Source organism: Pseudomonas sp. Seg1 (assembly GCF_018326005.1).
GTDB lineage: Bacteria > Pseudomonadota > Gammaproteobacteria > Pseudomonadales > Pseudomonadaceae > Aquipseudomonas.
Genome location: NZ_AP021903.1, coordinates 1,990,236 through 2,003,356, shown reverse-complemented (window position 1 = coordinate 2,003,356; position 13,121 = coordinate 1,990,236). Strand labels below are relative to the sequence as shown.

At 59.0% G+C, this 13,121-nt stretch carries 10 protein-coding genes; 3 read left to right on the top strand and 7 right to left on the bottom strand.

Annotated elements, in window-relative coordinates; genetic code table 11:
* The first annotated feature begins 10 nt into the window (after positions 1–10).
* Positions 11–664 (top strand): HAD family hydrolase, encoded by a 654-nt coding sequence (locus KI231_RS08950; protein ID WP_213028018.1) that lies wholly within the window; start codon positions 11–13, stop codon positions 662–664.
* A 113-nt stretch (positions 665–777) separates the two neighbouring features.
* On the opposite strand, the gene KI231_RS08945 is transcribed toward KI231_RS08950, so the two are convergent.
* On the bottom strand, positions 778–1,740 hold the full coding sequence (locus KI231_RS08945; protein WP_213028017.1) for a zinc-binding dehydrogenase: 963 nt from the start codon (positions 1,738–1,740) through the stop codon (positions 778–780).
* Positions 1,741–1,878: 138 nt separating this feature from the next.
* On the opposite strand from KI231_RS08945, the gene KI231_RS08940 reads away from it, so the two are divergent.
* On the top strand, positions 1,879–3,963 hold the full coding sequence (locus tag KI231_RS08940; protein WP_213028016.1) for a carboxy terminal-processing peptidase: 2,085 nt from the start codon (positions 1,879–1,881) through the stop codon (positions 3,961–3,963).
* 134 nt (positions 3,964–4,097) lie between these two features.
* A complete protein-coding gene (locus KI231_RS08935; protein ID WP_213028015.1) occupies positions 4,098–5,888 on the top strand; it encodes a bifunctional diguanylate cyclase/phosphodiesterase in 1,791 nt (596 codons plus the stop codon).
* Positions 5,889–5,997: 109 nt separating this feature from the next.
* On the opposite strand, the gene KI231_RS08930 is transcribed toward KI231_RS08935, so the two are convergent.
* From KI231_RS08930 to KI231_RS08905, 6 genes are all read right to left on the bottom strand, one after another.
* Positions 5,998–6,312: a contact-dependent growth inhibition system immunity protein gene (locus KI231_RS08930; protein ID WP_213028014.1), complete on the bottom strand. Its 315-nt coding sequence runs from the start codon at positions 6,310–6,312 to the stop codon at positions 5,998–6,000.
* Positions 6,302–10,963, bottom strand: coding sequence for an RHS repeat-associated core domain-containing protein (locus KI231_RS08925; RefSeq protein WP_213028013.1), 4,662 nt, complete (start codon positions 10,961–10,963; stop codon positions 6,302–6,304). Before KI231_RS08925 ends, KI231_RS08930 begins: the two co-directional genes overlap by 11 nt.
* Before the next feature lie 237 nt (positions 10,964–11,200).
* On the bottom strand, positions 11,201–11,608 hold the full coding sequence (locus KI231_RS08920) for an SEL1-like repeat protein (RefSeq protein ID WP_103307431.1): 408 nt from the start codon (positions 11,606–11,608) through the stop codon (positions 11,201–11,203).
* Positions 11,609–11,980: a hypothetical protein gene (locus KI231_RS08915; protein WP_003223109.1), complete on the bottom strand. Its 372-nt coding sequence runs from the start codon at positions 11,978–11,980 to the stop codon at positions 11,609–11,611. It abuts the gene before it with no gap.
* On the bottom strand, positions 11,977–12,318 hold the full coding sequence (locus KI231_RS08910; protein ID WP_213028012.1) for a helix-turn-helix domain-containing protein: 342 nt from the start codon (positions 12,316–12,318) through the stop codon (positions 11,977–11,979). Before KI231_RS08910 ends, KI231_RS08915 begins: the two co-directional genes overlap by 4 nt.
* Positions 12,319–12,430: 112 nt before the next feature.
* Positions 12,431–12,886, bottom strand: coding sequence for a YkvA family protein (locus KI231_RS08905; protein ID WP_213028011.1), 456 nt, complete (start codon positions 12,884–12,886; stop codon positions 12,431–12,433).
* Positions 12,887–13,121 lie beyond the last annotated feature (235 nt).

Genomic DNA, 13,121 nt, shown 5'->3' with positions numbered 1-13,121 from the left:
GAGAGAACTGATGGCCCTGGCAATTTTTGATCTGGACGAAACCCTGATCCACGGCGACTGCGCCACCCTCTGGAGTGAGCAGATGGGGCGCCTGGGCTGGGTCGATCCCGAGTCCTTCATGCGCAAGAACAATGAGCTGATGGACGCCTACAGCCATGGCAAATTGCGCATGGAAGACTACATGGAGTTCAGCCTCGAACCCTTGATCGGCCGCACGCCGGAAGAGGTCGAGCACCTTGTCGGCCCGTGGGTCGAAGACTTCATCGAGCCGATCATCTTCAGCGACGCGACCAAAACCATCGCCGCCCACCGCAAGGCCGGCGACCGGATTCTGGTGATCTCGGCCTCAGGCACACATCTGGTCAAACCGATTGCCGATCGCCTGGGCATCGACGAGGTGCTGGGCATCGAACTGGAAGTCGCGCATGGCGTATATAGCGGCCACACCGTGGGCACCCTGACCTATCGCGAAGGCAAGATTACCCGGTTGCTGGAATGGCTGGATGCCGAGGAAGAAAACCTCGAAGGCGCGAGTTTCTATTCCGACTCGCGCAATGATCTGCCGTTGTTGCTGAAGGTGGATTTCCCGCATGTGGTGAATCCGGATCCGGTGCTGCTTGAACACGCCGAAAAGGCCGGCTGGCCAATTCATCTCTGGAAATAACGGAGATCAAATGTAGGAGTGAGCCTGCTCGCGATGGCGATCTGTCAGCCAACATCAATGCTGACTGACAGACCGCCATCGCGAGCAGGCTCACTCCTACAGGGTTTGCGTTCTCAGCTCAGGCTGTCGTCAATCACCAACACCAGTTTCCCCGAAACCGTATTGCTCGCCAGCTCGGCAAACGCCGCCTCGGCGTCTTTCACCGCAAAAGCCTTGGCCAACTGCGGACGCAGCCGCCCTTCGGCAAACAGCGGCCACACATGCTGGCTCAGATCACTGAACAGATCGGCCTTGAACTGATCGTCACGACTGCGCAGGGTCGAGCCCAGCAGTTGCACACGCTTGGCCAACACCTGCGCCAGATCCAGTTTTGCCTCACGACCGCCCATCAAACCAATCAACACCCAACGCCCATCCAGCGCCATCAGCTTGAGATTGAGCACCGAATAATTGCCCCCGACCGGATCGAGAATCACATCGAACGGCCCGAAGTCGCGCAGACTTTCCAGGTCATCGGTACGCACCACCCCGCCCTGGGCTCCCAGCGCTTCACAGTAAGCCAAACGCTCGGTGGAGCCGACGCTGACCCAGCAAGGGTTGCCAAACGCCTTGCACAACTGAATGGCGGCTGAACCGATTCCACTTGCCCCGGCGTGCAGGAGAACTTTCTCACCGGGTTTGAGTGCCGCAAGTTGAAACACATTCAGCCAGACTGTTGCGTAAACCTCGGGTAATGCCGCTGCTTCGATCAGCGATACACCTTCCGGCACCGGCAGCACATGCCGTCCGTCGACCACCACCTCTTCGGCCATGCCGCCCCCGGCCAGCAAGGCGCAGACCCGGTCGCCCACCTGCCACGAACTGCCCGCACCAACCTCGCTGATCACCCCGGAACACTCCAGACCGAGCACTTGGCTGGCGCCGGGCGGGGGCGGATAAAGCCCTGCCTTCTGTAATAAATCAGCGCGATTGAGGCCGGCTGCCGCCACTCGAATGCGGACTTGTCCTACATCACACGTAGGACTCGGCTCTTCAACCCATGCCACTTGACCTTCCACGCCTTGCAATGCCTTCACAGTGCCTCCATAGTGAGTCTGGACTGAGCCCGAAGCTGTAGCGCCGGGCTTTTTGCATTATGCGACCGGCTCTCGTAGAACCGGCGACTTCAAAGACGGCCTAATATGCGTTATCAATTGTCCCCGCGTCGAATCAGCATGAAGCATTTGCTCCCCAGCACCGCCCTCGCTCTTTTTATCGGTATCGGCCTGTTGCCGGTGTCTGGCACCACATTCGCAGCCAACAGCTGGGACAAGTTGCAGCCTGATCGCGATGAAGTCATCGCCAGCCTGAACGTCGTCGAGTTGCTCAAGCGTCACCACTACAGCAAGCCGCCGCTCGACGATGCGCGCTCGGTGATCATCTACGACAGCTACCTCAAGCTGCTCGACCCGTCGCGCAGCTACTTCATGGCCAGCGACATTGCCGAATTCGACAAGTGGAAAACCCAGTTTGACGACTTCCTCAAAAGCGGCGACCTCAACGCCGGGTTCACCATCTACAAGCGCTATCTGGACCGCGTCAAGGCGCGTCTGGACTTCGCCCTTGCCGAGCTGAACAAAGGCGTCGACAAGATGGACTTCACCACCAGGGAAACCTTGCTGATCGATCGCAAGGACGCCCCTTGGCTCAAATCCACCGCTGAACTCGACGACCTGTGGCGCAAACGCGTCAAGGACGAAGTGCTGCGGATGAAGATCGCCGGCAAAGAGCCGAAGCAGATCCAGGAAACCCTGACCAAGCGTTACAAGAACCAGTTGTCGCGCCTGGACCAGACCCGTCCGGAAGACATCTTCCAGGCGTACATCAACACCTTCGCCATGTCTTACGATCCGCACACCAACTATCTGTCGCCGGATAACGCGGAAAACTTCGACATCAACATGAGCCTGTCCCTCGAGGGCATCGGCGCCGTGTTGCAGAGCGACAACGACCAGGTGAAAGTCGTGCGTCTGGTGCCGGCAGGCCCGGCTGACAAGACCAAGCAGGTCGCTCCGGCCGACAAGATCATCGGTGTTGCCCAAGGCAACAAAGAGATGGTCGACGTGGTCGGCTGGCGTCTGGACGAAGTGGTCAAGCTGATCCGCGGTCCGAAAGGCACCGTCGTGCGCCTGGAAGTGATTCCGGCGAGCAACGCGCCGAACGACCAGACCACCAAGATCGTGCCGATCACCCGTGAAGCGGTGAAGCTCGAAGACCAGGCCGTGAAGAAGTCCATCCTGAACCTGAAACAGGACGGCAAGGACTACAAACTCGGCGTCATCGAGATCCCGGCCTTCTACCTCGACTTCAAGGCGTTCCGTGCCGGTGATCCGGACTACAAGAGCACCACCCGCGACGTCAAGAAACTGCTGACCGAACTGCAGAAAGACAAAGTCGACGGCGTGGTCATCGACCTGCGCAACAATGGCGGCGGCTCCTTGCAGGAAGCCACCGAGCTGACCAGCCTGTTCATCGACAAGGGCCCGACCGTCCTCGTGCGTAACGCCGATGGCCGTGTCGATGTGCTGGAAGATGAAAACCCGGGTGCGTTCTACAAAGGCCCGATGGCGCTGCTGGTCAACCGCCTGTCTGCCTCGGCTTCGGAGATCTTCGCCGGCGCCATGCAGGACTATCACCGCGCGCTGATCATCGGTGGCCAGACCTTCGGTAAAGGCACCGTGCAGACCATTCAGCCGCTGAACCATGGCGAACTGAAACTGACCCTGGCCAAGTTCTACCGGGTCTCCGGTCAGAGCACCCAGCATCAGGGCGTCCTGCCGGACATCGACTACCCGTCGCTGATCGACACCAAGGAAATCGGCGAGAGTGCCCTGCCGGAAGCCATGCCGTGGGACACCATCCGCGCGGCGATCAAACCGGCAGCCGATCCGTTCAAACCGTACCTGGCCCAACTCAAGTCCGAGCACGACACGCGCACCGCCAAGGATGCCGAGTTCGTCTTCATCCGTGACAAGCTGGCGCTGGCGCAGAAACTGATGGAAGAAAAAACCGTCAGCCTCAACGAGGCCGATCGTCGTGCCCAGCACGCCGACATCGACGCCAAACAGCTGACGATGGAAAACATCCGTCGCAAGGCCAAAGGCGAAGAGCCGCTCAAAGAGCTGAAGAAAGAGGACGAAGACGCCCTCGCCGCCGCTGAGCCGGACAAGGTCAAACCGGAAGACGATGCCTACCTGAGCGAAACAGGGCGTGTGCTGCTGGATTACCTGAAGCTGAGCAATCAGGTGGCCAAGAAGTAAAGTGATGGCAATTTAATGCTGACGATCCCCGGATCGTCATCAAACAGTCATCATTCTGTCGTGCAATAAAGGACTGGGAGCCACTCTCTTCATCGAGAGCGCTCCCAGTCCTTTTTTTATCGCCAGAGATTGCCATGACCACGACCGAACAGCTGAGTGCCTTGAGCTCGATCCTGACTCAAAGCGGATTACACAGCCTGTTCCAGCCGATCATCTGTCTCTCCGAACGACGCATCCTCGGTTACGAAGCCCTTACCCGCGGCCCGTCCAATAGCCCTCTTCATTCACCCATCGCATTGTTCGCCGTAGCGCGTCAGGCCGGCCGTTTGAGTGAACTGGAAATCGCCTGCCGGCAGAGCGCCTGCCGCCGTTTCAACGAGCAGCAACTGCCGGGGAAGCTGTTTCTTAACGTCTCGCCGGAGTCCTTGCTCGAAGCTGCGCACCAGCCGGGGCGTACGTTGCAATTGCTGCAGGACTTCGGCATTCCGCCAAGCCAGGTAGTCATCGAACTGACCGAACAGACGCCGATCGACGACTTCCAATTGCTGCAAACTGCACTGCATCACTATCGAGCCATGGGCTTCTCGATTGCGCTGGATGACCTCGGTGCCGGGTATTCGAGCCTGCGCCTGTGGTCGGAACTGCGTCCGGATTACGTGAAGATCGACCGGCACTTCATCGACGGTATTCATCAGGATGCGTTGAAGCGAGAGTTTGTTGGATCGATCCTGCAAATCGCCAAGGCCTCGCGGGCGCAAGTCATTGCCGAAGGTATCGAATTGCCGGAAGAGTTGGCGGTGCTGACCGAGATGGGTGTCGATCTGGTACAGGGTTACCTGCTCGGCCGACCGCAGGAACATCCGCCCCGCGACGCCCGGGCCTTGATGCCGAAACACGACAGCAGCGCCGTAGCGTTGAACGACGAAGGCAGCGATCTCAGCGCTCTGCTCAATGACCAACCCGCCGTGCATCGCGACACGCCGACCGCCACTGTGCTGGAAGCCTTCCGCCGCCAGGCCAACCTCAACTCACTGGCCGTCCTCGACGAACAAGGCCAGCCATGCGGCATCGTTCACCGCCACTCCCTATCGGATGCCCTGCTCAAACCCTTCGCCACCGACCTGTTCGCCCGCAAACCCATCAGCCGCTTGATGAACGACGACTTCCTCGCCGTGGAGATGAGCCAGTCGCTACAGCAGGTCAGCCGCCTGATCACCAGCCGCGCCCGCCAACGCATTGAAGAAGACTTCATCATCACCCTCAACGGCGGCTACCTCGGCCTCGGGCGCGTGATCGACGTACTCAAACTGATCACCGAACTGAAAATCCAGCAAGCCCGCTACGCCAACCCACTGACCCTGCTACCGGGCAACGTCCCCATTCAGCAATGCCTGACCCGCCTGCTGCAACAGGGCCGCGAATCGATCATCTGCTACGTCGACATCGACAGCTTCAAACCCTTCAACGACATCTACGGCTACGGCCGCGGCGACGAAGTCCTGCTGTGCCTGGCGCAATGCCTCAACGAACGCGTCGACCCGTCGCGCGACTTCGTCGGCCACATCGGCGGCGATGACTTCCTACTCGTTCTCGGCCCCGAGGACTGGCGCAAACGCCTCAACCAGTTGCTTGATGACTTCCAAAGCCAATGCCGCCGCTTTTACCGCCCCGAACATCTTGAAGCAGGTTGCTTCATTGCGCCGAATCGCCAAGGGGTGCGGCAGGAATTTCCGCTTCTGTCACTGTCTATCGGCGTCGTCCACCTGCATCCCGAAGCCTGCGCACAACTTGATGCGAGCCAACTCGCGGAGATGGCCTCGCAGGCGAAGCATCATGCGAAGAATGTTCCGGGGTATAGCGTGCACCTACTCGACAGCCTCACCGCCCCCGATCTCCATACCTCACAACTAATTGGCCAACGCTGATCCTCCAAACAGCATAAATCCATGTGGGAGCGGGCTTGCCCGCGAAGAGGACGGCTCATGAATCAATATTCTTATTGATCAAAAATAATAAAAGCTATCCAAGAAAAATTTAAACATAAGTTTGTGAATCCTCTTGAAGAACTGCAGAAATATGCTTCAACCAAGCATATCCATTTTGCCAGTCATGCCAATAGCAGTAACAACATCCAATTTCTTTCAGCAAAAAATCTCGAGTTTCGTGTTCTGTCATCTCCACGGCCAACAAGGTATCGATTTCCTTTATCACTTCACTTACTACAAAACCTTCTGAGTCCGCGAGGAAAGATCTAACAACGTCATCTGCCAAGTCAAACTCACACATCCAGTCTTCGTGAAAATAGGCCCCGAGAAACTGGAATAGGCTAGGAAAATCTTCAGTTGTCATTTACAAACCCCGTCAAGATAAAGTAACCAAGTGGTGAAGTTGAATCTCGCCGTAGCACTAATCTAATACTAGACAGTTGTTCCAAATTTCCGCTCTGCCTCACAACACCCACACCAGCAGGAGCAGACACCCGCTCATTAATCACGAGTTTATTTGCGTTACCTGCTAGAAAGTCATCAATTTTTACTTTGTTGATCCTCATAACATTTGAGAGTGCAGCCTCAGCTTCAGCTCTATTAAGAAATGTTGACGCAATAGGTATGTTCGGTTCAGCTAATAGTCTAGCTCTTAGTTGAGCCTCCGACCTATCGACATGTCTCGCAATAGCATGCCCTCCTCGAGACTCATGGGCCTCTAACCCTCCTCCTGGAACGATTTCACTGTAGGGGCCATCAGCAACACCCGATCCAGGACAAGGAGTGCAAGCTAACCCCAACGGATCCACCCACCCCGTCGGGTTCGGCACGTACTGGTACTGATTCAACCCACCGGCCAACTTGATCGGATCCGGCGTCAGATACCGTCCCAACCTCGGGTCGTAATACCGATGGCGGTTGTAGTGCAGCCCGCTTTCCCCATCGAAATACTGCCCCTGAAAGCGCAGTGGCTGGTCCAGGTAATCCTCGCCGGCCAGGGTGATCGCGGCGACTTTGCCGTAGGCGTCGTATTGCGCCGACCAGACGATTTCGCCGCTGTAGTCGGTGAGTTCCTGCGGGGTGCCGAGATGGTCGAGTTGGTAGTAGAACGGGCAGGCCTTCTTCGGGCCTTTGCCGTCGAGCAGCGCCAGCGGGCGGAAGGTGCCGGGTTCGTAGACGTAGCTGCGGTGGTGGGTTTTGCTGCTTTCGGCGACGAGGTGGTCGCCTTGCCAGAAAAACTCGGTGGTGGTGCCGTCGACGGTTTTGCGGATGCGCCGGTTGAAGGCGTCGTACTGGTAGGACGCGGTTTTGCCGTCGGGACGGGTCAGGCCGATGAGGCGGTGCTGGCTGTCATAGCGGTATTCGGTGACGAGTTTTTGCGCGGTGCCACGCCGTTCGCGGATCAGGTTGCCGAAGGCGTCGTAGTCGTAGTGGCGGTCGCCCTGCAGCAGCAGGCGGTTGCCCTTGATCTGTGTCGGGCCGGGACGGTCCTGCATCAGCAGATTGCCGGCGGGATCGTGGGCGAAGGATTCCGGCAGTTCGTCGCGCGAGTGGCGTACGCGGATCAGCCGGTCGAGGGCGTCATAGCCGTAGGTGCGCTGGCCGTGGCGGGTGTCGGTTATGTGCTGCAGATTGCCGTTGGCGCTGTAGGCATAATCGCGGCGGTACAGCGAAGCGTGCTCATGGCCTACGGCGTGGGCGAGCAAGCGGCCCTGATCGTCGTAGGCATATTTGCTGAGCAGCAGGCCTTGTTTGCGCTGTTGTTCACGACCGGACTCATAGCGATGCGAAGTCAGGGGCGCGCCGTTGAGGTGGATTGCGGTGAGCGCGCCGCCCTTGGCGTAGTGGTAGTCGAGCTTGCTGTTGTCCGGCAGACGCTGGCGTTTGAGCTGGCCGCAGGCGTCGTAGGTATAACGCAAGGTGCCCCAGCCCTGATGCTCGGTGATCAGCCGATCCTGCAGGTCGTATTCGAAGGCCAGCGGGTGCTTTTGGCCATCGTCGACGCCGGTCAGTCGGCCGAGGCGGTCGTAGCGGTATTCGACCTTGATCCCATCCGGCAAGGTCTTGATCAGCAGGCGCCCGGCGGCATCGCGCTCGTAAGCGGTGAGCAAAACAGAGCCGTCATCGCCGAACTCGGTCTTTTCCAGCAGATGGCCATTGAGGTCGTAGGCGTAGGCCGTGCGTCGGCCGTCGAAGCCGCTTTCCTGTCGGATCAGTCCGGTTGGTGTGTAGTCCAGTTGGTACTTTTCGCCGGACTCGTTCTCGATTTCGGTGAGCAGCAGCTGCGCATGGTCGTAGCGATACTGCACCCGCGTGCCGTCGGGGTTGATCTTGCGCGAGACCAAGTGGAGGTCATCGTCATACTCGTAGCGGGTGATGCGCCCGAGTTCGTCGCGTTCGGCGGTGACCTGGCCATAAGCGCCGTAGCTGTAGGCACGGGTGGAACCTGTAGGAGAAGTCGTCTGGATCAGTCGGCCAACCGCGTCCCAGTGCTGCCGCGTGATCGCGCCGTGTTCATCAACAGTGGTCGTCCGCCGCCCCAGAGCGTCGTAGGAAAAACGCCGCACGCCGCCATCGGGTAGGGTTTCTTCCGTCAGTTGACCGAGCGTGTTCCAGACGAAAACATGCCGACTGGTGTCCGGATAACGGATCGACAGCAACTGCCCGCGAGCGTCGTAGTGGTAATGGCTGACCTGCCCGTCGGGATCAACCGCTTCGGTGACATCGCCCTGGGCATTGCGCCGGTAGGTCCACACCGCCTCGCCACGGCAGCGGCTGTGCAGGAAACCGTTGCGGTACTCGTAGGACGTCGGCTCATCGTCCGGCGGAAGCAGCGCGACCAGCCGTCCGACGTCGTCGTAGCGGTATTCGGTAACGGCGCCTAAAGGATCCTGCTCGGCGATCAAACGTCCCGCGTCGTCGTAAGCCTTGAGATGCTCGCCGCCGTCGGCTTCGACCTTGCGCACCAGGCGTGCACGGTCGTCGTGGACGTAGGTTTCTTCGGTGCCATCGACGTAATGCACCGCCACGCTGCCGTCGTCGTCCCAGACGTAACGGGTGTCCATCTGCGAGAACGAGGCCCAGTGCCGCACGCAGCGGGCAGCATTGCCAGCGCGCTCCCACTCCCAGAAGAAGCTCGCGCCACCGGTCAACTGGCGCTGCAGAATGACGTGCTGATCGTCGTAGTCGTAACGCTCGCTGTCGCCGACGGCGTTACGCGCTTCGATCAGGTGCTGATAGGCGTCATAGGCGTAACTGACGAGGGTCTGCTCGGTGTGCCAAGGCTCAGCAAGATTCTGCGTCGGATCAAAGCGCTGGTAATCCACCGCAACCAGATGAGCCCGATCGTAGCGCAACAACAACGCCCGCCCAGCCCCGTTATCCAGCCGCTGAACACGATCCTGACGATCCCGACTAATACGCAGACGGTTGCCATACCCATCACTGACCGCCGCCAGCCTTCCAGCCCGAAAGTGATAAAACCGCGCCGCGTCCCCCGCCAGCGCGAGGATCAACTCCTCCGGCTCATCCCCGAGGAAAATCGCCGCCCGCGACAAACTGTTGTGAATCGCCGGCCGCGCAACGCTAGGCAACGGAAACCGCGTACGCCGGTTCTCATGGTCAACCCAGACCACAAAATCGCCATCGAACTCCAGCCGATGCGCCAGCGAGTGACTCCAGCCAAACCCTAGCCCGACATCGATCTCGGCCGCGCTGGTGCGATACAAACGGGTGAACTCAAACGGCAGCAAACCATCCAACACGCCATCGGTGAGGGTCAGCAGTTCCTCGCCAGTGACCATCGACACCGGGCAGCCGTTGGTGCAAGTACCGGGCACACAATCGGCGCTGTCACCGTTGGGGTTTTTCGCCTGATCCGGAGCGTCGTCGTGGTGTTCGTTTTTCTTCAGCAAAGCGTTGCGCTTGGCATTCCAGCGCAATTGCATCCGGCCTTTTTTCACACTGGCCGCGATCCCGCGCGCGGCAACGGTCTTGTATTTATCAACGTACTTGATGAAGCCACTGACGATGCCGAACAACGCCTTCACCAACCGCATCACCGCCGACAGCAGTTGAACCGCGCGATCCGCCATACGCAGCGTCAGATAAGCGATGCCCGCGCCGCCACTGGCAAACGTCAGAACAACGGCAATCAGCACATCAATCAACAATTGCACGATGACCAGCGACACCACTTCAGCGGTTTTGCCGAAGACCTCACTGGGCGGCAGCATCTCCAGCCAAAGGCTGGCCGTACGTAACAGCAAACACAGCGCGGCCTCGTCACTGACCAGCAACTGCAGCTTTTCCGTGAGCTCGGGAGCGTTCGCAACCAGATCGATCAGATCCGCCGCGCCACTGCCCAGGCGCTCTGCAAACGCGCCCGGATCCTTGAGAATGTCCGACAGCATCCCAATGCTGTCCCACACCCCTTCGATCGCCGCCCAACTGCCGGCGAGCATGCCGTTGCCCGCCGCCGTCGCCACCGACTGCGACCACTGCGGCTTGAATCCCTGCCACTCGCTGCGCAACCAATCATCCAGCTCAACGGTCAGGCCATCGTAGGATTCGAAAAGATCTTCAACTTGTTTCGGGGTGACAGCGCTGTGCACATGCACCCGATAGAACTTGCCCTCTTCGCCGCGAAATTCGCCCTGGCCTTGGGCATCAAGGGTCACGGGTACTGTTTTGCCACCATCTACCGCCACGACATCAACCACGATGTTGCCCAGCGGGATGTCATAGACCGATTCGAACTTGCTCTCGATCAGCATCAATCCGCCCTTCGGGCACTGGACGACGCGGGAGAAAAACTGGTCGTCGCTACTGCTGACGGCGCTAGTGTTTTCACCGAAGCGGATCAACCGCTCCATGCCCATCAGCGACGGCAGATCGGCGGCGTGGCTGACGGTATCGGCTGTACGGCTGGCCCAATGTTTGAGCTGTTCGCGGTAGAGGCTGAGGGTGTCGGGGAAGCTGTCGAGCTCTTGCTCGATACGGGTGATGGCTTCCATCAACGTACGCTGGCGTACGGAGTGGACTGAATGACCGGGTCGAGCATGAACGTTCCCTCGCGCAAAAATTAGGCGCGGGAACTGTGCGGGGGATCAATCAGGAAAGAAGTCAGGCAAGTAGGCAATGGATGTAGGACTAGTCTGTAAAACATCAAAAAAAATAAACAGACCGGCATAAACGCAAACGTGGCGTGAGGTTTCCCTCACGCCACGTTTATTGGGCAGACATATTTGAAGTTACTGCGTTGAACCTCCAGTCCCCAGTTCTTTCAATTTAAGCTCGGCCAACGGATGCCCGGCCTTGGCCGCCATATTCCACCAGCGTGCGGCTTCGACAGGATCCGGCGCTTTGCTTGGCGTGCCTGCCAGGCTGATCACACCGACCTGATAGGCCGCTTTGCCATCACCGGCCAGGGCCGCCAACCGCAACAGGCGCACGCCTTCTTCTCGCGCCCCCAGCCCGACACCGCGAAAGGTCAGGATGTGTCCGTAGAAGCTTTGCGCGCCGACATCGCCGAGGTTGGCCATGCGTGCGAACTGGCCCTCCAGCCAACGCCAGCCGCGCGGCTGACGGACAAACCACGACCAGTGAAACAGCCGGCGCGCCAACCAGTAGCTGGCCTGCGCCTTGAGTCGTAAAAACACTCAGGCCTCCGCCGATTCCGGGTACTCGTATTCGAAGACTCTGACCACTTCCGAAGCATGCCAGGAAGCCGCTGCAACACCATCGGACGGCCCGGAAAAACGTCCCAGACGCTCAACGCACTCGAAAAAACCGGTGCGCGGCAGACGACTCGCGCCCTGACTGATTACCAACGAGCTGCGCAACGGCTGTTCGGCCTTGGCGTCGAGTGCCGCCAGATGCTCAAGCGCGGCGGTCAGGGTCTGCATCGCCGGCGTCGGCAATTGCAAACGTTCGAGCAGCGCCCGATAAGTCAGCAGATGGCGCTGCCTGCGTGCCTGATCCAGCTCCCCCAGCAATCCGTCCCAATGTTGTCGACTGATGCGTACGCTCACGATTCTTCCCTCCACCCTGGCACCGTCAGTTCCCAGGCCAGGCTGCGGCGAATCGCGGCGTCAGGCAGACGCTCACCACTTTCAATCATGGCCAGGTAAGACGGGCTGATGCCTACCGTGCGGGCCAGCGCCTCGATGGCGATGCCCTTCCCTTCGCGCAAACTGCGTAGTTGATCCAGACCTGGAAGAATCGGGTCCGGTGATGCCGCGACTGGCTCTGGAGCCTGCCGCGACGGTGTTTCGTTGATGCCTGCTGCTTTCAGTAGAGCCTGATACTGAGCCCATGGCAGAACCGCGTATTCGGGTTCGCCATCGCGTGCAATTATCTGAATATCCATGACTACCCCGTAGGACAACAACACTTAGCGAGTCGGCACTTTTCCCTAGAAGTGTAATCCTAACAGCGGCCAAGGTCGCGGGGGGTATCTATCTGTTGGCGGGTTGGGTGGATCAGGGCTTTTTCGGGCCCTGAAGTTGCAGTTGCGCGGGGGTATCAGGCAGTCGCTCGACGACCGCCAGTTTTTCCGGTTGCTGGCGATTGCGCCAAAGTCTGAAGGCGCTGAGTTCATCGTCGAGGGTTTTCATCAGCCAGGCGAGGACGGCTATGTCATCAAGCATGCCGAATACCGGGATGAAATCCGGGATTGCATCGACCGGACTGAGGAAATACATCAGCCCCGCGACCACCGAGATCAACGCTTTGGGACTGATAGCGCGATACTCGCCGCGCCAGTAGGCCAGGCATAGCGCCTGGAGCAAACGCAGATCATCCTTCAGTTTTCCGAGACGATTGCCCTGCGCAGCGCCTTTGCTGGCTACCGCAAACAGCAACGTCGGCAGGCGACCGCGAGCGAGCAACCGGCCAGCCAAGGGCAGGAATCGAGCGAAATTCCACGGAGCTTTCATCTTTTCCTCCCGTTGAAATGTTATCCACACAAATTGTGGATAACCTTGTGAACAGAGCTGCATTTCAGCGCTGAGAGCCCCGTTTCATAAGGGCTGCGCTCAGATCGGGCGTTTTTTACTCACATAAAAAACCCCAATATTTCATTGACTTGGCGGCTCAGGGCGTCTAGCGCAGCAACCTCAAAGGCTATGACTCTTCTGACCGGCATCGGTTCGCTCTGTTTACCCTTGCCAA

Bases quoted from the DNA above. Each gene is read 5' to 3' on its own strand.
- KI231_RS08950 (WP_213028018.1), top strand. From the start codon at position 11: ATGGCCCTGGCAATTTTTGATCTGGACGAAACCCTGATCCACGGCGAC.
- KI231_RS08940 (WP_213028016.1), top strand. From the start codon at position 1,879: ATGAAGCATTTGCTCCCCAGCACCGCCCTCGCTCTTTTTATCGGTATC.
- KI231_RS08935 (WP_213028015.1), top strand. From the start codon at position 4,098: ATGACCACGACCGAACAGCTGAGTGCCTTGAGCTCGATCCTGACTCAA.
- KI231_RS08930 (WP_213028014.1), bottom strand. From the start codon at position 6,312: ATGACAACTGAAGATTTTCCTAGCCTATTCCAGTTTCTCGGGGCCTAT.
- KI231_RS08925 (WP_213028013.1), bottom strand. From the start codon at position 10,963: ATGGAAGCCATCACCCGTATCGAGCAAGAGCTCGACAGCTTCCCCGAC.
- KI231_RS08910 (WP_213028012.1), bottom strand. From the start codon at position 12,318: ATGGATATTCAGATAATTGCACGCGATGGCGAACCCGAATACGCGGTT.
- KI231_RS08905 (WP_213028011.1), bottom strand. From the start codon at position 12,886: ATGAAAGCTCCGTGGAATTTCGCTCGATTCCTGCCCTTGGCTGGCCGG.